The organism is Cupriavidus gilardii, from assembly GCF_008801915.1.
Lineage (GTDB): Bacteria > Pseudomonadota > Gammaproteobacteria > Burkholderiales > Burkholderiaceae > Cupriavidus > Cupriavidus gilardii.
In genome coordinates, this window is the sequence record NZ_VZOV01000002.1 from 356,259 (window position 1) to 374,914 (window position 18,656).

Sequence of the window (18,656 nt, forward strand, 5' to 3'; positions counted from 1 at the left end):
CGCTCAGTTCGTGCCGCCGCTGCCGCCGCTGCCGCCCCGCGCCGCCTCCAGCGTCGCGCGCAACTGCGGCTTCAGGACCTTGCCGAGCGCGCTCCTGGGCAGCGCGTCGAGCAGCACCACCTCGCGCGGCAGCTTGAAGCGGGCAATGCGCTCCGCCAACGCCTTGCGCAGCGGTTCGGTGGCGAGCGCCGCGCGGTCCGCGCCCGGCGCGGGGACGATGACCGCCACCGGCACCTCGCCCCAGCGCGGATCGGGCAAACCCACCACCGCGCATTCGGCCACGCCGGGCAACGCGACCAGCGCGTTCTCGATCTCGGCCGGATAGATGTTCTCGCCGCCCGAGATGATCATGTCCTTGCTGCGCCCGACCACCTCGATGCAGCCGTCGGCGTCGCGATGCGCGAGATCGCCCGAGCGGAACCAGCCGTCGACGAAGCCGGGATGGGACGGCTCGCGCCAGTAGCCCTGCATCAGATTGCTGGCGCGGATGCAGATCTCGCCGACCTCGCCGTCCGCCACTTCGTTGCCGTCGCGGCCAAGCAGCCGCACCTGCGCCTCGGGCTGCGGCCAGCCCGCATAACCGGGCCGCGCCATCGCTTCGTGCAGGCGCAGCACGATCGATACCGGACCGGTCTCGGTGGCGCCGTAGACCTGCCCCATCGGCACGCCGCGCGCATGGAAGGCATCGATATAGGCGCGCGGGATCGTCGACGAGCCGGCCATCACGCCGCGCAGCACGCTCAGGTCGGCGTCGGCCCAGCCGGGATGCTCGAGCACCGCGCGCAGCGTGGCCGGCACCATCAGCGACAGCGTCGGCCGTGCGCCGGCCAACGCCTGCAGCCAGGCGTCCGGCGTGAAGCGTTCGTGCAGCGTCACCTGTGCGCCCAGCAGCAGCGCCGGCACGGTCTGGATGCACAGCCCGCCCACATGGAACAGCGGCAGCGTCGACAGGACATGGTCGCTGTCGCGCATCTCGTGCGCCCACCAGCTGGCGCGCGCATTGGCCAGCAGCGCCGCCTGCGTATGCAGGGCGCCCTTGGGCTGACCGGTGGTGCCGGACGTGTAGACCAGCAGCAGCGGCGTGTCGTCGGGCATCGGGCCGATCGGTGCTTCGGTCGGCTCGGGCGGGGCCGGACTGTCGATCAGCCGGTCGATATGGGCATGGCGGACGGCACCGGACAACGTACGGGGCAACGCATCGCCTTCGGCGGCACGCGCGACCGCCGCCGCGGTCTGCGCATGCGCATCGTCATGGAAGATCGCACGCACGCCGGCGTGCGATGCGATGGCGGCAAGCTCCGGCACCGCCAGCCGGTAGTTCAGCGGCACGAAGATCGCGCCGAGCCGCGCGCAGGCGAACAGCAGCGCCAGCTGCAGATCGTGGTTCAGGCATAGCGTCGCCACACGGTCGCCGCGCGCGATGCCCCAGTCGGCCAGCAGATGCGCGGCGACGCGCTCGATGCGGCTCCACAGCTTGGCATAGCCGATGGTGCGGCCGCCAACATGCAGCGCCGGGCGTTGCGGCTGCGTGTCGGCCAGCGCGTGCAGCGGCCGCAGCAGCGCGCCGACGCTGGCCGCATCCAGATGCGGCCGTCCTCCGCAGGCGCCGCTCATTCGTCGCGCTCGCCCGGTTCGTACAGCGTCTCGCGGCCCATGCGGTCGAGGATCAGCTCGGCGGTCCACGGCAGCATCAGCGCGCCGCAGCGCGAATCGCGATAGAGCCGCTCGAGCGGCAGGTCCTTGAGCATCGACTGCCCGCCGCAGGTGCGGATCGCCAGCCGTGCGATATCGTTGGCCCCCTCCATCACCGCGTAGTGCGCGGCGTAGAGACGCATGCGCTGGTCCTTGGTCGGGTTGGGCCGCGCCTCGTGGATGACGCGCCAGAACAGCGAGCGCATCGACTCGAGCTGGATGCGCATCTGCGCCACCGCGATCTGCTTGGTCGGGTACATCCGGCGCTTGACCGGGGGCTGCCCGGGCACTTCGCCGCGCAGGTATTGCACGGTGAAGTCATAGGCGGCCTGCGCCACGCCGAGATACGTCGGCGACAGCGTGAAGAACATCGCGGGCCAGGTCTGCGCAGCCTTGTAGTAGACGCCGCGCGGCATCAGCTGCTCGTCGTCGGGCACGAACACGTCCTTGAGCAGCAGCGTGCGCGAGACCGTGCCGCGCATGCCCATCGGATCCCAGTCGCCGGTCACGGTCAGTCCTTCCGCCTTGCCGGGCACCGCGATATACAGCGTGTCGCGCATGTCGGGATGATGATCGCCGCGGTCCTCGGTGCAGAGGATGCCGTAGTAGTCGGCCGCGCCCGACAGCGACGCGAAGATCTTGCGGCCGTTCAGCAGCCAGCCGCCGTCGACCTTGCGCGCGGTGGTGCCGAACGGCGCCTTGCCGGCCGCGGCCGCCGAGCCTTCGGAGAACGGCTGCGCATAGACGGCGCCGTCCTTGACCACGCGCGCGAAATGCAGCTCGCGCCGGGCCGCGTGTTCGGCGCGCTGCGCGTCGGTCATCGCGATGCCGTCGGCCAGCATGCCGGTCCACATCGTCGAGCAGATATGCATGTTGTAGGTCAGCGCGGTGGCGCCGCAGAAGCGGCCGATCTCCGCGCCGATCATGCAGTAGGTCGCGAAGTCCGCGCCCTCGCCGCCGAAGGCCTTCGGCACGCACAGCGCCAGCAGCCCGGCCTCGCGCAGGTCGTCGTAGTTGGCGAACGGGAAGCTTGCCTCGCGGTCCCATTGCGCCGCGCGCGGCGCGAAGCGTTCGCGGCCGAGCCGGTTGGCCAGCGTCAGCAGACGGACCTGATCGTCGGTGAAATCGGCCTCGCCGACAGCGGGAACGAAGTCCAGGGGCATGATGGTGTCTCTCGTGGTCAGCTTGTTATGAGTTGGGTGCGGTAGTGCGTCGGTGCGTCGGTTCGGTTGTGCCGTGGTGCGGTTGTGCGGTGGTGCGGTTGTGCGGTGGTGCCGGGGTGCGGTGGCGCCTTGCTTCGACACGTCCGGGCCGACGTCAGCGGACCGGAAAATGCCGCGCCAGGAAATCGAGCACGGCCTCGTTGAACCGCGCCGGCCGCTCCATGCAGGCCAGATGGCCGACGCCCGGCAGGCAGCGGTACTCGGCGCCGGGGATGCGCGCCGCCATCCGTTCCATCACGGCCGGCGCGGCATTGGCGTCGTGCTCGCCGGCCAGCGCCAGCACCGGCACCGCGATGCGCGCCAGCGCCTCGCGCTGGTCGAACCGCACCAGCGCATGCAGCGCGGCGCGATAGGTGTCGGGCGGCACGCTCGCCATCACGCGCGTGGCGAAGGCCACCGCGTCCGCCGGCGCATCGGGCGCGACCATGCCGCGCACCAGGCCGGCCGCCATCTCGGCCATCGTGCGGCCCGCGTCGAGCGGCGCGGTGCGGGCCGCGATGAAGCCGCGCTGCCAGTCGCCGTCGGCCTTCCCGAAAGCCGGCGAGGTGCCCGACAGCACCATGCCGTCGATCGCCGCGGGCATCGCCGCACAGGCCTGCTGCGCGACCATGCCGCCCATGCTGTGGCCGAGCAGCACCACGCGCCGCCCGGCATCGCGCTCCGCTTGCAGCACCGGCGCCAGCGCGGCGGCGAGGCCGGCGAAGTCGTAAGGATCGATCGTCGCGCTGTCGCCGTAGCCGGGCATGTCCCAGGCGACGGCGCGATAGCCGGCGTCGCCGAGCGCGTCGAACTGCGCGGGCCACGCCGCCTTGCCGCCGCCGATGCCATGCAGCATCACGACCGCGACGGGACCGTCGCCGCGGACCAGCGTGGCAACGCCGTTGGCGTGGCGGATCGTGGCATCGCGCTGGGCGTCGCGGCGGGAGTCAGGCTGGGACATCGAAGCTCCTGTCTTGGAAGGGATAGGCGGATCGGTGGATCGACAGGTCACCGCGGCATGGCCGCCAGCCGGCCCTGCTCGACCTCGGCCACGCCATCGAGCGTCACCGTGCAGCCGCGCAGCGGCAGATCGAAATGGCCGAGCGTATGGCGGCCGGCCACTTCGTTGGCGCCCGTCGAGTAAAGGAAATTGCCGGCGAACGCGCGCAGCTCGGTGCCGTTGCAGTCGCGCCTGTCGTAGAAGGTCAGCGCGTCCCAGCGCGCCTGTGGGTTCATGCCCCAGCCGACATGCGAGACCGCGTAGGCGTCGCGCGTGCCCTCCTTGTCGGCCCAGGCCGCGTAATAGCCGCGCATCATGTCGGCATCGACGCCGTTGCCCTCGATGCCGACGATGTAGTCGTTCTCGACATGGCAGACCACCGTATCGCGCAGATAGGTCTTGAAGGTCAGGTTGACGTCGCCCGGCGCCAGCACCAGCGTGCCGTTGACCTGCCCGGTGGCGGGGAACGCGAGGCACAGCCCGCCCGGCCAGTGCGCGACCTGGCCCGGCTTGTTGCAATAGCCCCAGACGCCGCCGACGCGCGCGCCGGCCAGGCCGATGCGCAGGTCGGTGCCGGCGCCGGAGGTCACGCGCATCCCGGATGCACCGCGCAGCCGCCGCATTGCCGCGCGCACCGCGGTCTCGAGCTCGGGATCGGGCACGCAGCGTTCCAGAATTTCGGGATGTTCGTTGCTGATCATCAGCAGCCGCGGCACGACGCCGTCGGCGCCCTGCAGGATCCGCGGCAATTCGGGCGCATGCAGCAGGCCTTCGACGGTGCAGTCCAGCACCAGATGGCAGCGCGACAGCGCGGCGACGACCGGTTCAAGCCGCTGCAACGCGTCGCTGGCGCCGGTCGAGCGCACCGGCGCCGGCGCCTGCAGCGCGGGGGTCGGCACGCGCACGCGGATCGGGGTCGCACCCAGCGCCTGTACGGCCAGCTCGGCCAAGTCCACGATGACTTGTCGGGATTGCGACTCCGATACAATGCCGACAACTTCACCCGCGGAAAGCGCGCACAGCTCCAGCGTCCGCCGAAAGGCCGCCAGCCAGCGGTGTTCGATCTGCTCGACGAGCATGACGCTCCTCCTCTGCTGCTGATTGGGGGCCGGGCCCCGCCCCTCGGTGCGTTCCGCGGCAGTCGCAGCAAAGCCCCGCCTTGCCGTTTGCGATCCCGCGCCCGTATGGATTGCTTGTGTTTCTTCGCTTGTGATTCTGCGTTCTGCGGCAAATAATATATGAAATTTCATGGAAATCAGCGGTACCCGACCTATGGGATTTCCCGACGCCAACCCGCCTGACCGGGACCCGACGCCGCACGGCCAGGCCGCCGCGCCGGACTTCGACGCGCTGCATTTCCGCCGCGCGCTGTCGCAGTTCGCCACCGGGGTGACCGTCATCACCACACGCGCCATGCGCGAATCGCCGGCCGATCCGCCCTTCGTCGGCATCACCGCCAGCTCGTTCAATTCGGTCTCGCTCGATCCGCCGCTGGTGCTGTGGAGCATGGCCACACGCGCCAACAGCCTGCCGATGTTCCGGGGCGGCTCGCACTACATCATCAACGTGCTGGCCGCCACGCAGCTGGACCTGTGCCAGCGCTTCGCCACGCTCAAGGGCGACCGCTTCGCCGGCGTCGATTACCGCCTGTCCGCCACCGGCCTGCCGATCCTGGCCAATGCGCTGGCCTGGTTCGAATGCCACAACCGCAGCCGTTACGACGAGGGCGATCACGTGATCTTCGTCGGCGAGGTCGAGCGCTGCGGCATCCACGACAGCGGCGGCCTGCCGCTGGTGTTCCAGGGCGGCGCGTTCTCCACCACCTGCCCGCTGCGCGACTGAACGCGCCGCCCCCACAGCGCCCGCCGAACAGGCCGAACGTGACCATGCCCTTCGTCGACGGTTATCTGCCCTATCTGCTGGCGCGCGCCAGCCATCTGGTATCGGGGGAATTCCACCGCAAGGTCGAGGCCGCGGGCCTGAGCGTGCCCGAGTGGCGCGTGCTGGCGACGCTGGCCGACCGCGACGTCTGCACGGTCGGTGCGCTCGCCGATATCACGCTGACCAAGCAGCCGACACTGACCAAGCTGCTCGACCGCATGACGGCCGATGGCCTGGTCGAGCGCCGCCGCGAAGGCGCGCCCGACCGGCGCCAGGCGCTGGTATCGATCACCGAGCGCGGCCGCGAACGCGCCCGGCCGCTGCTGGTCCAGGCGGCCGAACATGAGGCCCAGGTGCTGGCCGCGTTCGGGGCCAGCCAGGGCGACCAGTTGAAGGAAACGCTGCGCCGGCTGATCGCGCTGCATGCGCGGCGCTGAGCCGCCGCCAGGCTGGCGCCCTGCTCGCGGGGCGGCGCGCTAGCCCTGCGCGCCGGGCTGCACCAGCGCCAATGGCGAGCCCTCGGTCTTGATCCGCTGCAGCACGATGTTCGAGCGGATGTCCATCACGCCCGGAGTCCGATAGAGCCGGTTCACGATGAAGTCGGAGTAGTGCTTCAGATTGCGCGCCTGCACGCGCAGGATGTAGTTGCTGTCGCCGGTGATCACATAGGCCGACAGCACCTCGGGCCACGACTGCACCGCCGCGTTGAACGTGTCGTGCCACCCCTCGACCGCCGGCCGCATCGATACCTGCACGATCGCCTCCAGTTCCAGCCCCAGCCGCTCGGCGTCGAACCACGCGCGATAGCCGCCGATCACGCCGCTTTCCTCCAACAGCCGCACCCGCCGCAGGCAGGCCGACGGCGACAGCGCCACGCGCTCGGCCAGGTCCTGGTTGCTGATGCGGCCGTTCTGCTGCAGGCAGGTCAGGATGCGTAGATCGATCGGGTCCAGGGTCATGTCGAAGATTATTTCATCATGAATTCGATTCATGGAATTCTATGCGAAATATGGCTGGAACAGCCGTCGAAATAGCAAGCCTCTTTCTCGGAATCTTGACTATCATGCCCGGAGCGGCGCGACTGCCGTGTCGCGTCAATCGCTTCCGCATTCCATCCATCCCCGCACCGAGGCGCCAGCCCCATGTCCGACGGTTTTTCCGCTTCCCCGCCCTCGCCCCCGGCCCGCACGCTGTGGGACATCAGCCCGCCGCTGTCGCCGGCGACGCCGGTTTGGCCCGGCGACACGCCGTTCCAGCAGCAGGCCGCCTGGCAGATGGACGAGCACTGCCCGGTCAATGTCGGCCGCATCACGCTGTCGCCGCACACCGGCGCGCATGCCGACGCACCGCTGCACTACGCGGCCGACGGCGCGCCGATCGGCGAGGTCGATCTGGACCCGTACCTCGGCCCCTGCCGCGTGATCCATTGCATCGGCGCCGCGCCGCTGGTCCGGCCGGAACAGATCGCGGGCGCGCTGGCGAGCGCACCGGCACGCGTGCCGCCGCGCGTGCTGCTGCGGACCTACCGCAGCGCGCCGCTGGCCGAATGGGACCCGGACTTCTGCGCGGTGGCGCCGGAAACCATCGCGCTGCTGGCCGAACACGGCGTGCGGCTGATCGGTATCGACACGCCGTCGCTCGATCCGCAGCCATCGAAGACCATGGACGCGCATCGGATGGTGCGAAAGCATCGGATGGCGATTCTCGAAGGGCTGGTGCTCGACGCCGTCGCGCCCGGCGATTACGAACTGATCGCGCTGCCGCTGCGCCTTGCCGGGCTCGACGCCAGCCCGGTGCGGGCGGTGCTGCGCAGCCTGGCCTGAGCGGCGACCGGCCCGGCATCCCCGCATCCCGGCATTGACAGCGATCGCCCCCCCCGACGGCGATCGCCAACCATCATCAAGGAACCCATGACCGCAACTACCCGCGAGCACTGCCTGTCGCTGGACCGGCAAGACCCCTTGCGCCCGCTGCGCGACGCCTTCGCGCTGCCCGACGGCGTGATCTATCTGGACGGCAATTCGCTGGGCGCCCGCCCGCGCGCGGCCGCGGCCCGCGCCGCCCAGGTGGTCGAGCAGGAATGGGGCGAGGGCCTGATCCGCAGCTGGAATACCGCCGGCTGGTTCGAGCTGCCGCAGCGCCTGGGCAATCTGCTGGCCCCGCTGGTCGGCGCCGGCCCGGACGAGGTCGTCGTCACCGACACCACCTCGGTCAACCTGTTCAAGGTGCTGGCCGCCGCGCTGCGCGTGCAGGGCCTGCGCGCGCCGGGCCGCAAGGTCATCGTCTCCGAGCGCAGCAACTTCCCGACCGATCTGTATATCGCCCAGGGCCTGGCGGATCTGCTGCAGCAAGGCTATTCGCTGCGCCTGGTCGACAGCCCCGACGAGATCGACGCCGCGGTGCGCGACGATACCGCGGTGCTGATGCTGACCCACGTCAACTACAAGACCGGCGAGATGCTGGACATGGCGGCGCTGACCGAGCTGGCGCATGCGCGCGGCGCGCTGACGGTCTGGGATCTGGCGCATTCGGCGGGCGCGGTGCCGGTCGCGCTGCGCGAGTCCGGCGCCGACTACGCGGTCGGCTGCACCTACAAGTACCTGAACGGCGGCCCTGGTTCGCCAGCTTTCCTGTGGGTCGCGCCGGCGCTGCGCGACGCCTTCTGGCAACCGCTGTCGGGCTGGTGGGGCCACGCCGCGCCGTTCGCGATGGAGCCCGACTATCGCCCGCGCAGCGGCGTCTCGCGCTTCCTGTGCGGCACGCAGCCGATGACGTCGCTGGCGATGGTCGAATGCGGGCTGGAGGTCTTCGGCCGCACCGACATGCAGACGCTGCGCGCCAAGTCGCTGCAGCTGACCGACCTGTTCATCGCGCTGGTCGAAGCGCGCTGCGGCCATCATCCGCTGACGCTCGTCACGCCGCGCGAGCATGCGCGCCGCGGCAGCCAGGTCAGCTTCGCCCATCCGCAGGGCTATGCCGTGATGCAGGCGCTGATCGAGCGCGGCGTGATCGGCGACTACCGCGAGCCCCGGATCATCCGCTTCGGCTTCACGCCGCTCTACACTGGTTTTGCGGACGTCTGGGATGCGGTGGAGGTGCTGCGCGACGTGCTCGACAGCGGCGCCTACGAAGCGGCGCGCTTCCAGACGCGCACGGCGGTGACCTGAGCAGCGAGCGAAACGATGACCATGGAATCGAAGAACATCAAGGCCGGACACGGCGGCTGCCCGATGTCGGGCGGCGCGGCGCACCAGGCAGAAGGGATCCGCGAGGCCGGCACCCGGTCCGGCGACCAGTGGCATGGCGCCCAGCTCGACATGCGCCAGCAGATGAGCTACGGCGACTATCTCGCGCTGGACCAGATCCTGAACGCGCAGCATCCGCTGTCGCCGGATCACAACGAGATGCTGTTCATCGTCCAGCATCAGACCACCGAGCTGTGGATGAAGCTGATGCTGCATGAGCTGCGCGCCGCGCGCGAAGCGGTGCGGCGCGACGACCTGCCGCCGGCGTTCAAGATGCTGACGCGGGTGTCGCGCATCATGGACCAGCTGGTGCAGGCGTGGAACGTGCTGGCGACGATGACGCCGCCGGAGTATTCGGCGATGCGGCCCTATCTGGGGATGTCGTCGGGCTTCCAGTCGTTCCAGTACCGCGAGATCGAATTCATCCTCGGCAACAAGAACGCCGCGATGCTGCGCCCGCACGCGCACCGTCCGCAGCACCATGCGCTGGTCGAGCAGGCGCTGCGCACGCCGTCGCTGTACGACGAGGCGATCCGGCTGATGGCGCGGCGCGGCCTCGCGATCGACGCGGCCTGCCTCGAGCGCGACTGGACCGAGCCGGCCGGCTACAACGCCTCGGTCGAGGCGGCGTGGCTCGAGGTCTATCGCCGGCCCGAAGCGCACTGGGAGCTGTACGAGCTCGGCGAGAAGTTCGTCGATCTGGAGGATGCCTTCCGCCAATGGCGCTTCCGCCATGTCACCACGGTCGAACGCGTGATCGGGTTCAAGCGCGGCACCGGCGGCACCGAGGGCGTCGGCTATCTGCGCAAGATGCTCGACATCGTGCTGTTCCCCGAGCTGTGGAAGCTGCGCACGGACCTGTGATGGCGATCGCTCGCTGAGCGGCCCCGGCGACCCAAGCGACTCGGATGACCGGGGCGGCCTCTGCGGCCCGGCCACCTCAGCGGCCTCTGCGGCCCGGCGGCCCGGCTACCTCAGCGGCCTCTGCGGTCTCTGCGGCCCCGCCCCCCTCAGCGGCACAGCGGCTTCGGCCGCCTCGGCCGCCTCGGCGGCCCGAGCAACCACATCGGCCGGGACGCCGCCGCTCTCAGCGCGCGGCGCCCTCCGACAACCGCGCCGCCAGCGCGCGCAGCGCGGGCGCCAGCGTCCGGTGGAACGTCGCTTCGTCGACGCTGCCGTAGGACGCGCTGCAGCTCAGCATGTGGATGTCCTTCTCGCCGATCGGCCGGAACGCCACCGCACAGGCGTGGATGGCCGGGTGCCAGTCGCGGAACGAGGCCGCGTAGCCGCGTTGCTCGGCCTCCGCCACCGCCGCGCGCATCGGCGCCTGCTGCGCCTTCCATTGCTCCGGATAGGCCTGCGCGAATTCTGCCAGCAGGCGTTCGCGCTTCGGCCCGGGCAGCGCCGCCAGATAGGCGCGCCCCATCGAACTCGACACCAGCGACAGCCGCGATCCGACGCCGAGCCCCAGCATCGAGCCGGCATCGTTGCGGATCGACTCCAGATAGATGACCTCCAGCCGCTCGCGCTTGCCGAGCGACACCGACACGCCATGCGTCTGCGCGAACGCCAGCATATGGGGCCGCGCCAGCGCCACCACGCCGGAGGCCGACAGGTAGGCAAAACCGAGCGCCAGCACGCCGGCGTCCAGCGCGTACTTCCCCAGGCTGTCGTCGTAGCGCAGATACCCCAGTTGCACCAGCGTGCCGGCCAGGCGGCTGACGGTCGCCTTCGGCAGGCCGGTGCGCCGCACGAAATCCTGGTTGCCCAGCATCGACTCGCCGGTGCGAAAGCACCGCAGCAGCTCCAGGCCCCGGGCCAGCGCGGTGACGAAGTTCGGATCGCTCTCGCGCGCCGCACGCTCGGGCTTGCCGTCCGGAACCTCGTTGGCGGCGGTGGCGGCGGGAGAAAGCACGTCGGAGTTGGCCACGGCGGGCTCCTCGGTCGAAAGGCGTTGAAATGCGGTGAAAGGAAGTCCGGGCGTTTCCAGACGGCAGGACATGGGTGTTGCCGGCCGGACGCTTTGCGCTATACTAACGCATCGGAACACGGTTCCGCAATGCGGAACTTCAAAACAAGCCCGGCGGCACCTCGCCAGCCGGTTCGCCGCGCCGATTACCGACTTCAATCACGCTGACCCGCGTTTACCGCTCTACCGAAGGAGACCTCGATGGCCGCCAACGCCGAATTCCACTGGGCCGACCCGCTGCTGCTCGACCAGCAACTGACCGCCGACGAACGCATGGTGCGCGACGCCGCCGCGGCCTACTGCCAGGACAAGCTGATGCCCCGCGTGCTGGAGTCGTTCCGGCATGAAAAGACCGACGCGACCATCTTCCGCGAGATGGGCGAACTCGGCCTGCTCGGACCGACCATTCCCGAGCAGTACGGCGGCCCGGGGCTGAACTACGTCAGCTACGGCCTGATCGCGCGCGAGGTCGAGCGCGTCGATTCGGGCTACCGCTCGATGATGAGCGTGCAGTCGTCGCTGGTGATGGTGCCGATCTACGAATTCGGCAGCGAGGCGCAGAAGCAGAAGTACCTGCCCAAGCTGGCCACCGGAGAATGGATCGGCTGCTTCGGCCTGACCGAGCCGAACCACGGCTCCGATCCGGGCTCGATGGTGACGCGCGCGAAGAAGGTGGACGGCGGCTACGAGCTGAGCGGCGCGAAGATGTGGATCACCAACTCGCCGATCGCCGACGTGTTCGTCGTGTGGGCAAAGCTCGCCGACGATCCGCAGAACGGCGGCAAGGAAACCATCCGCGGCTTCATCCTGGAAAAGGGCTGGAAGGGCCTGAGCGCGCCGGCGATCCACGGCAAGGTCGGGCTGCGTACCTCGATCACCGGCGAAATCGTCATGGACCAGGTGTTCGTGCCGGAAGAGAACCTGATGCCGGGCGTCAGCGGCCTGAAGGGTCCGTTCACCTGCCTGAACTCGGCGCGCTATGGCATCGCCTGGGGCGCACTCGGCGCCGCGGAGTTCTGCTGGCATACCGCACGCCAGTACACGCTGGACCGCAAGCAGTTCGGCCGCCCGCTGGCCGCGACCCAGCTGGTGCAGAAGAAACTGGCCGACATGCAGACCGAGATCACGCTGGGCCTGCAGGGCTGCCTGCGCCTGGGCCGGATGAAGGACGAAGGCACCGCGGCGGTCGAGATCACCTCGATCATGAAGCGCAACTCCTGCGGCAAGTCGCTCGACATCGCCCGCGTGGCGCGCGACATGCTCGGCGGCAACGGCATCTCGGACGAGTTCGGCGTGATCCGCCATGTGGTCAACCTCGAGGTGGTCAACACCTATGAGGGCACGCACGACATCCACGCGCTGATCCTGGGCCGCGCGCAGACCGGCATCCAGGCATTCTTCTGAGCGGCCTCGTGCGGAACCGGGCCGGGCACGCGAGCACGGCCAATAAAAAGGCCCGGCTGTCGCCGGGCCAAAGCACACTACCAAGGAGACGACGGGCGAACCCGTCGGTACGACACCGTTGCCGCCGCCGGGGGCCCGCTTGCACCACGCGGGCCCGGGCGGCGTTTCCGTTTCTGTTTTCGTTTCCCGGGACGCTTATTGCTGCTTGTCCGGCTGCGGCGTCATCCGCAGGTACGGGCGAATCGCCTTGTAGCCCTTCGGGAACTTCTGTTTGATCACCTCTTCGTCCTTCAACGACGGCACGATCACCACATCCTCGCCCTGCTGCCAGTTGCCGGGCGTCGCCACGCTATGCTTGTCGGTCAGCTGCAGCGAATCGATGACGCGCAGGATCTCGTTGAAGTTGCGGCCGGTGCTGGCCGGATAGGTGATGATCAGCCGCACCTTCTTGTTCGGATCGATCACGAACAGCGAGCGCACCGTCAGCGTCTCGTTGGCGTTCGGATGGATCATGTCGTAGAGCTCGGACACCTTGCGGTCGGCGTCGGCCAGGATCGGGAAATTGACCTGGCAGCCCTGCGTTTCGTTGATGTCCTGGATCCAGCCCAGGTGCGACTCGACCGGGTCGACCGACAGCGCGATCGCCTTGACGTTGCGCTTGGCAAACTCGTCCTTCAGCTTGGCCGTCAGTCCCAGCTCGGTCGTGCAGACTGGCGTGAAGTCCGCCGGATGGGAGAACAGCACGCCCCAGCTGTCGCCCAGCCATTGATGAAAGCGGATGCGGCCTTCGCTGGAATCCTGTTCGAAGTCCGGCGCAATGTCGCCTAGCCTGAGTGCCATGGTTGCCTCCTTGCCTGTCGGTCGTCAGTCGTCTGTCCAATGTTGCTTGCCTCCGGGCCGCCAGCGCCCGGACTCAGACCAGTCTATTCCGATTGCGGTGAGACACAAACAAATATAAAGTCACTACAACATCACGCGAAGTCATTTGCCGAATCAATCGTCGAAGACTCCGGCGTGACGCCGAAACCCGCCGCCACCTCGCGATCGGGACGCGCCGGAGCGGCACGCGACGCCTGACGGCGTGCCGGCCGGGCAAAACGATTAAGGTTTGCCTCGCGCTGCGCCGATGTCCTACATGACTTGTAGGACTCGCTGTCTTGAAACCATTGCTGAGCGCCGCATATCCTAGGAAATGCTTGGACCGCAGCAAGGCGAAGACACCCTACGAGAGCGAGGAAGGCCAACATGCAACTATCCGAAACAACCGCCCGCAACCAGGAGAAACTGATGAGCGATGTCAAAACCGTCCTGTCCGATGCCGAGGAACTGCTCAAGCAAGCCGCCTCGACCACCGGCGAGAAGGCCGCCGAACTGCGCGAGCGTGGCATGGGCCTGCTGAAGCAAGCCAAGGAAAAAGCGCAGGATCTGCAGGACGCCGTCGTCACCAAGAGCAAGGCCGCGGCCCGCGCCACCGACGACTACGTACATGACCATCCCTGGCGCGCGGTCGGCATCGCCGCCGGCGCCGGTCTGCTGATCGGCCTGCTGCTGAATCGCAAGTAAGGGCTGCCGGTCGGGCCGAAGGAACCAGCCGGTTCCCGCGCCCGACCGCGACTTGCCGGCCTGCGCCGGCGCCAAGCCGGGCCCCGTTCGCGGGCGCCCGCGGCGCGCCGACGGCGCGGGCCCCCTCCTGCCGGGTGCCGCGACGCGGCGCATGACGACACTCCAATCAGCGGAACCGCATGACCGACACCTCCTCACCCAAGTTGCTGGACTCGCTGCGCACACTGGGCAGCTCGGTGGCGGCGATGGTGCAGACCCGACTGGAACTGGCCAGCGTCGAACTGTCCGAGGAAAAATCGCGGCTGTTGCGCATGGCGCTGCTGGCGCTGGTCGGCCTGATCTTCTTCGGACTCTCGCTGTTCGCGTTGACCGGCCTGATCGTGCTGCTGTTCTGGGACAACTACCGGGTGCAGGCGCTGAGCGCGGTGGTCGTGGTCTATCTGCTGCTCGGCGGCATCTGCCTGCTCGCCGCACGCAACATCATCCGCAATTCGCCGCCGATGTTCGAAGCCACGCTGGCCGAAATCGACAAGGACCGGGAGAGCCTGCGCCAATGACACCGACCCCCGCTCCAACACCGGCCTCCACTCCGGTCCCGACACCGGCCCCGACGCCAGCCGCCTCCGCGGAATCGTCGGCCGACGCTTACGCCGCGCCCTCGGCCGCGGCGCTGAACGAAGCCGGACTGCCGCCGATGCCGCCGACCGGCGTCGGCGCCCGGACCGCCCGATCCGAACCGCCGGCACGCCGGCGCACGGACCGCGAGGTGCGGCTGCCGCTGGCGGTGCGCAAGGAGCTGCTGATCACGCGCGCGGCCCTCGAACGCTACGATTGCGCGCAATCGCTTGCCGACGTGCGCGCCAGCGTCCGCAACATCGGCCGCATCGGCGCCTGGCTGCCGCGCATGGCGCGGCCCCAATCGATGTGGAAGCTGCTCGGCATGGCCAAGGACTATCCGGTCATGAGCTCGGCACTGTCGCTGGCGTTGCCGCTGATGCGGCGCGTGCCGGTGCTGCGCTGGGGCTGGAAGCTGTCCAAGCTGGGCGCGGTTGCCGGCGCAGGCTACTGGGCCTGGCGGACCTTTCAGCAGGCGCGCGCGCAGACGCCCGAAGGCAATGTCCCGGCAGCCGGGACCGCCCGCGACGCCGCCGGCGCACGCGCCGATACCGGTTTTCACGATCCGCTGGTACGCTGAACCGTCGCGACCCGCCGCAGGACACCAGATCGCACTGGCATCCGGGCGGGCCGCCAGCTCGCCGGCGCATCGCCCATTCCATCTCGTGTCCTTGACACCTCGACACTGAACCGCCATGCACCAGAAGGCCTTCTACATCCTGTTGGCCATCGTCACCATCGCCTTCTTCTGGGTGCTCCAGCCGTTTTTCGGCGCGGTATTCTGGGGCGTGATCCTGGCGATCATCTTCACCCCGCTGAACAATCTGCTGACGCGCAAGATGCGCGGCCATCCGAACCTCGCCGCGCTGATTACGCTGCTGCTATGCCTGCTGGTGGTGGTGCTGCCGATGTTCCTGGTCACCGCCTCGCTGCTCAATGAAACCACCGCGGTGGTGCACCAGATCCGCTCGGGCCATATCAATTTCACCGCCTATTTCGAACAGGCCGTGGCGGCACTGCCGTCGAGCCTGAACTCGGCGCTGACCCGGCTCGAGCTCAACGACGTCGCCTCGATCCAGGAAAAACTGGCCACCGCGGCGGGCCAGATCAGCCAGTACCTGGCCACGCAGGCGCTCAGCATCGGCCAGAACACCTTCCAGTTCGTCATCAGCTTCGGCGTGATGCTGTATCTGCTGTTCTTCCTGCTGCGCGACGGCGCCAAGCTGACGCGCAGGATCCGCCTGGCGCTGCCGCTGAGCGACGAACACAAGCAGATGCTGCTGCTGAAGTTCACCGGCGTGATCCGCGCGACCATCAAGGGCAATATCGCCGTGGCCGCGCTGCAGGGCCTGCTCGGCGGCCTGCTGTTCGCGGTGCTCGGCATCCAGGGCGCGGTGCTGTGGGGCGTGGTGATGGCGGTGCTGTCGCTGCTGCCCGCGGTCGGCGCCGGCCTGATCTGGGGACCGGTCGCGATCTATTTCCTGCTGACCGGCGTGATCTGGAAGGGCATCACGGTGATCGCGTTCGGCGCGCTGGTGATCGGCGCCGTCGACAACGTGCTGCGCCCGATCCTGGTCGGCAAGGACACCAAGATGCCGGACTGGGTGATCCTGATCTCGACGCTGGGCGGCATGGCGCTGTTCGGCATCAACGGCTTCGTGATCGGCCCGCTGATCGCCGCGCTGTTCATCGCCAGCTGGGACCTGTTCGTGTCGATGCGCGAGACCGAGTCGAACACGACGACGACCAAGACGCCGACGCCGCCGACCCAGCCGCCGACGCCGGGCCGCTGAGACGCCCGGCCTGGCGGCGACACGGCGGCACCATGCAAAAAGGGCCTACGGCTTGCGCCACAGGCCCTTCGCAATACTGGTGGGTCGTGCAGGATTCGAACCTGCGACCAACGGATTAAAAGTCCGCTGCTCTACCGGCTGAGCTAACGACCCGAAAAAACCGAAGCCGCGATTATAGTCAGCTTCGCTTGCTCATGTCAACGGCAATGCCCTTGGCGGGCTGGATTCGCGGCGGGCCCCGTGATGCCTGACCGTGCCGTTCAGACCATCCGCTCGAGCCGCCACATCTGATAGCGGAACGCCAGCACGGCGCCTAGCAGAATGCCGGCCAGCGCGATGAAGGAACCGATCGCCAGCGTCGATACGCCCGACAGGCCCTGCCCGATCGTGCAGCCCAGCGCGGTCACGCCGCCCGCACCCATCAGGATGCCGCCGACGATATGGTTGGCGACATCCTCGGCATTGCCGAAGCCTTCCCAGCGGAACGTGCGCGAGGCCAGCGCATAGGCCGCGGCGCCGGCGATCACGCCGATCACGCTGACGATGCCGACCGTCAGCACCTTGCTCTTGTCGCTGAACATCATCAGCCAGTCCAGCGTATAGGCATACGGCGCGACGAAGCTCAGGCTTTCCATGCGGCCGCTGTTGGTGGCGACGAACACCTCTTCCAGCGTATCGGGATCTTCCGGCACGAAGCCGAGATGGCCGGACACGTACCACATCGCGACGATGATCAGGCCGACCGCGATGCCGCCGAGCAGGTTGTCGAACGTGCGGAAGCCCTTGCCGGCCAGCGCCCACAGCGACAGCACGCCGCCGAGCAGCAGGCCCAGCACCAGCTGCAGCGTGCCGCGCGACAGGCCGGTCTGCGCCAGCAGCGACGGCAGGTCCTGCGAGGTCGGCAGCTGCATCGCCACCGCGTCGACGGTATTGACACGAATCACGCCGAACAGCCCGCGCAGCGTCATATACGCCGACAGGCCCAGGAACACGAATACCACCAGCGACTTCAGGTTGCCGGCGCCGATCCGCACCAGCGTCTTGCTGCCGCACCCCGAGGCCAGCACCATGCCGAAGCCGAACAGCAGCCCGCCGACCAGCGCCGACAGCCAGGTCAGCTTGTCGGCCGCGTAGATGGTCCGCGCCGGATCGATCTGTCCGGACCACGCCAGCACACCGGTGCCGATCATCGCGACGCCGATCGCCAGCACCCACATGCGCATGCGGGTCCAGTCGCCCATGTTGACGATGTCGGAGACAGCGCCCATGGTGCAGAAGTGCGTGCGCTGCAGGACCGCCCCGAACAGGAAGGTCAGGGCAAAGGTGCAGGCCAGCACGGTGCGCGTGAGCGCGGGGACGTCGATTTCAGGCATGGCGGGGGTTGCCGGTGGCAGGACGATAAGGAGCAAGCGGAGCGAACCGCGACGCTGCAGGTTGCGGTCAGGATGCCGCGGCGTTCTGGTATCGGGTCGGGTCGGGCACGCCCGCGGCCTCGAATCCCGCACGGCGGATCCGGCAGGAATCGCAGACGCCGCAGGCACGGCCCTGCTCGTCGGCCTGGTAGCACGACACCGTCATGCCGTAGTCGACGCCGAGCCGGACACCGGCCTGGATGATCTCGGCCTTGGTCATGTCGATGATCGGCGCGTGGACGCGGATGCGTTCACCCTCGACACCGGCCTTGGTGGCGAGATTCGCCAGCGCCTCGTAGGCCTGCACGTATTCCGGACGGCAATCGGGGTAGCCCGAGTAGTCGACCGCATTGGCGCCGAAGAACAGGTCGCGGCCGCCGATCGCCTCGGCCCAGCCGAGCGCCAGCGACAGCATGATCGTGTTGCGCGCCGGCACGTAGGTCACCGGGATACCGCCTGCCGCGCCGTCGGTCGGCACCTCCAGCGCGTCGTCGGTCAGCGCCGAGCCGCCGAAGCGGCGCAGGTCCAGGTCGACGATCTCGTGCCGCCTGGCGCCGAGCGCCGCGGCGACCCGCTTGGCCGCCTCCAGTTCCGACGAATGCCGCTGGCCGTAGCGCATCGACAGCGCGTAGGTCTCGAAGCCCTGGGCCTTGGCCATGGCGAGCACGGTGGCGGAGTCCAGACCGCCGGAAAGCAGGACGATTGCGCGTTGGGTCATCTTTGGGGGCGTGTGCCGGGGTAGCGCGCGAAGGACTACCGGCCCTCGCAGTAAATCGGGTAACCCGTTATTGTAGCGCGACCACGAAAAAAGGCCCGCTCGCGCGGGCCTTGGCACTTCGGACGCCGGCGTCGCCGCCGGGCAGTCGCGCTACGTCGGGCG

The 18,656-nt window shown here is 68.8% G+C and carries 20 protein-coding genes and 1 tRNA gene; 10 read left to right on the forward strand and 11 right to left on the reverse strand.

Annotation, left to right across the window (positions count from 1 at the left end; all coding sequences use genetic code 11):
- Positions 1–3: 3 nt before the first annotated feature.
- From F7Q96_RS04430 to F7Q96_RS04445, 4 genes are all read right to left on the reverse strand, one after another.
- Positions 4–1,614 carry a class I adenylate-forming enzyme family protein gene (locus F7Q96_RS04430; protein WP_151022180.1) on the reverse strand — a complete coding sequence of 537 codons (1,611 nt, stop codon included), beginning with the start codon at positions 1,612–1,614 and terminating at the stop codon, positions 4–6.
- Positions 1,611–2,855: an acyl-CoA dehydrogenase family protein gene (locus F7Q96_RS04435; protein WP_053821229.1), complete on the reverse strand. Its 1,245-nt coding sequence runs from the start codon at positions 2,853–2,855 to the stop codon at positions 1,611–1,613. The genes F7Q96_RS04430 and F7Q96_RS04435 overlap by 4 nt, the downstream gene beginning before the upstream one ends.
- Positions 2,856–3,009: 154 nt before the next feature.
- Positions 3,010–3,855: an alpha/beta fold hydrolase gene (locus tag F7Q96_RS04440; protein WP_053821228.1), complete on the reverse strand. Its 846-nt coding sequence runs from the start codon at positions 3,853–3,855 to the stop codon at positions 3,010–3,012.
- A 47-nt stretch (positions 3,856–3,902) separates the two neighbouring features.
- A complete protein-coding gene (locus F7Q96_RS04445) occupies positions 3,903–4,973 on the reverse strand; it encodes a peptidase M29 (protein ID WP_053821227.1) in 1,071 nt (356 codons plus the stop codon).
- A 193-nt stretch (positions 4,974–5,166) separates the two neighbouring features.
- On the opposite strand from F7Q96_RS04445, the gene F7Q96_RS04450 reads away from it, so the two are divergent.
- Both F7Q96_RS04450 and F7Q96_RS04455 read left to right on the forward strand, forming a co-directional pair.
- Entirely contained in the window at positions 5,167–5,736 is a 570-nt protein-coding gene (locus F7Q96_RS04450; RefSeq protein ID WP_053821226.1) for a flavin reductase family protein, read from the forward strand.
- A gap of 44 nt (positions 5,737–5,780) precedes the next feature.
- Positions 5,781–6,212 (forward strand): MarR family winged helix-turn-helix transcriptional regulator, encoded by a 432-nt coding sequence (locus tag F7Q96_RS04455; protein WP_006578454.1) that lies wholly within the window; start codon positions 5,781–5,783, stop codon positions 6,210–6,212.
- Positions 6,213–6,251: 39 nt separating this feature from the next.
- Here the strand turns inward: F7Q96_RS04455 and F7Q96_RS04460 are convergent, their stop codons facing one another.
- Positions 6,252–6,734 carry an Lrp/AsnC family transcriptional regulator gene (locus F7Q96_RS04460; protein ID WP_053821225.1) on the reverse strand — a complete coding sequence of 161 codons (483 nt, stop codon included), beginning with the start codon at positions 6,732–6,734 and terminating at the stop codon, positions 6,252–6,254.
- A gap of 183 nt (positions 6,735–6,917) precedes the next feature.
- Between F7Q96_RS04460 and kynB the strand changes: the two genes are divergently transcribed.
- From kynB to kynA, 3 genes are all read left to right on the forward strand, one after another.
- Entirely contained in the window at positions 6,918–7,598 is a 681-nt protein-coding gene (kynB, locus tag F7Q96_RS04465) for an arylformamidase (RefSeq protein ID WP_053821224.1), read from the forward strand.
- A gap of 87 nt (positions 7,599–7,685) precedes the next feature.
- On the forward strand, positions 7,686–8,942 hold the full coding sequence (gene kynU, locus F7Q96_RS04470; RefSeq protein WP_151022182.1) for a kynureninase: 1,257 nt from the start codon (positions 7,686–7,688) through the stop codon (positions 8,940–8,942).
- Between the two features lie 63 nt (positions 8,943–9,005).
- Positions 9,006–9,884 (forward strand): tryptophan 2,3-dioxygenase, encoded by an 879-nt coding sequence (kynA, locus tag F7Q96_RS04475; RefSeq protein WP_053823003.1) that lies wholly within the window; start codon positions 9,006–9,008, stop codon positions 9,882–9,884.
- Positions 9,885–10,107: 223 nt separating this feature from the next.
- Here kynA and F7Q96_RS04480 read toward each other — a convergent pair whose 3' ends face one another.
- A complete protein-coding gene (locus F7Q96_RS04480) occupies positions 10,108–10,842 on the reverse strand; it encodes an IclR family transcriptional regulator (RefSeq protein ID WP_226994884.1) in 735 nt (244 codons plus the stop codon).
- 348 nt (positions 10,843–11,190) lie between these two features.
- On the opposite strand from F7Q96_RS04480, the gene F7Q96_RS04485 reads away from it, so the two are divergent.
- Positions 11,191–12,393: an acyl-CoA dehydrogenase gene (locus F7Q96_RS04485; RefSeq protein WP_053821223.1), complete on the forward strand. Its 1,203-nt coding sequence runs from the start codon at positions 11,191–11,193 to the stop codon at positions 12,391–12,393.
- A gap of 195 nt (positions 12,394–12,588) precedes the next feature.
- Here F7Q96_RS04485 and F7Q96_RS04490 read toward each other — a convergent pair whose 3' ends face one another.
- Together F7Q96_RS04490 and F7Q96_RS04495 are read right to left on the reverse strand one after the other, a co-directional pair.
- Positions 12,589–13,233: a peroxiredoxin gene (locus F7Q96_RS04490; protein ID WP_053821222.1), complete on the reverse strand. Its 645-nt coding sequence runs from the start codon at positions 13,231–13,233 to the stop codon at positions 12,589–12,591.
- Positions 13,234–13,364: 131 nt separating this feature from the next.
- Entirely contained in the window at positions 13,365–13,640 is a 276-nt protein-coding gene (locus F7Q96_RS04495; RefSeq protein ID WP_144425743.1) for a hypothetical protein, read from the reverse strand.
- Between F7Q96_RS04495 and F7Q96_RS04500 the strand changes: the two genes are divergently transcribed.
- The 4 genes from F7Q96_RS04500 (at position 13,639) to F7Q96_RS04515 (ending at position 16,364) form a co-directional block, all read left to right on the forward strand.
- Positions 13,639–13,956, forward strand: coding sequence for a DUF883 family protein (locus tag F7Q96_RS04500; protein WP_315904136.1), 318 nt, complete (start codon positions 13,639–13,641; stop codon positions 13,954–13,956). The two genes, F7Q96_RS04495 and F7Q96_RS04500, sit on opposite strands and share 2 nt — an antisense overlap.
- A 179-nt stretch (positions 13,957–14,135) precedes the next feature.
- Complete coding sequence (locus F7Q96_RS04505; RefSeq protein ID WP_053821221.1) at positions 14,136–14,513, forward strand: phage holin family protein; 378 nt, start codon at positions 14,136–14,138, stop codon at positions 14,511–14,513.
- The gene (locus F7Q96_RS04510) at positions 14,510–15,151 is read left to right on the forward strand and encodes a DUF3318 domain-containing protein (RefSeq protein WP_082371402.1); all 642 of its coding nucleotides are present in this window, start codon (positions 14,510–14,512) and stop codon (positions 15,149–15,151) included. The genes F7Q96_RS04505 and F7Q96_RS04510 overlap by 4 nt, the downstream gene beginning before the upstream one ends.
- Before the next feature lie 115 nt (positions 15,152–15,266).
- Positions 15,267–16,364 carry an AI-2E family transporter gene (locus F7Q96_RS04515; RefSeq protein ID WP_006578190.1) on the forward strand — a complete coding sequence of 366 codons (1,098 nt, stop codon included), beginning with the start codon at positions 15,267–15,269 and terminating at the stop codon, positions 16,362–16,364.
- A 77-nt stretch (positions 16,365–16,441) separates the two neighbouring features.
- On the opposite strand, the gene F7Q96_RS04520 is transcribed toward F7Q96_RS04515, so the two are convergent.
- The 3 genes from F7Q96_RS04520 to queC all read right to left on the reverse strand — a co-directional run bounded on the left by F7Q96_RS04520 (position 16,442) and on the right by queC (position 18,494).
- Positions 16,442–16,517, reverse strand: a tRNA-Lys gene (locus F7Q96_RS04520).
- Positions 16,518–16,624: 107 nt separating this feature from the next.
- A complete protein-coding gene (locus F7Q96_RS04525; protein WP_053821219.1) occupies positions 16,625–17,737 on the reverse strand; it encodes a YeeE/YedE family protein in 1,113 nt (370 codons plus the stop codon).
- 67 nt (positions 17,738–17,804) lie between these two features.
- Positions 17,805–18,494, reverse strand: coding sequence for a 7-cyano-7-deazaguanine synthase QueC (gene queC / locus F7Q96_RS04530; protein ID WP_053821218.1), 690 nt, complete (start codon positions 18,492–18,494; stop codon positions 17,805–17,807).
- Positions 18,495–18,656: the final 162 nt, after the last annotated feature.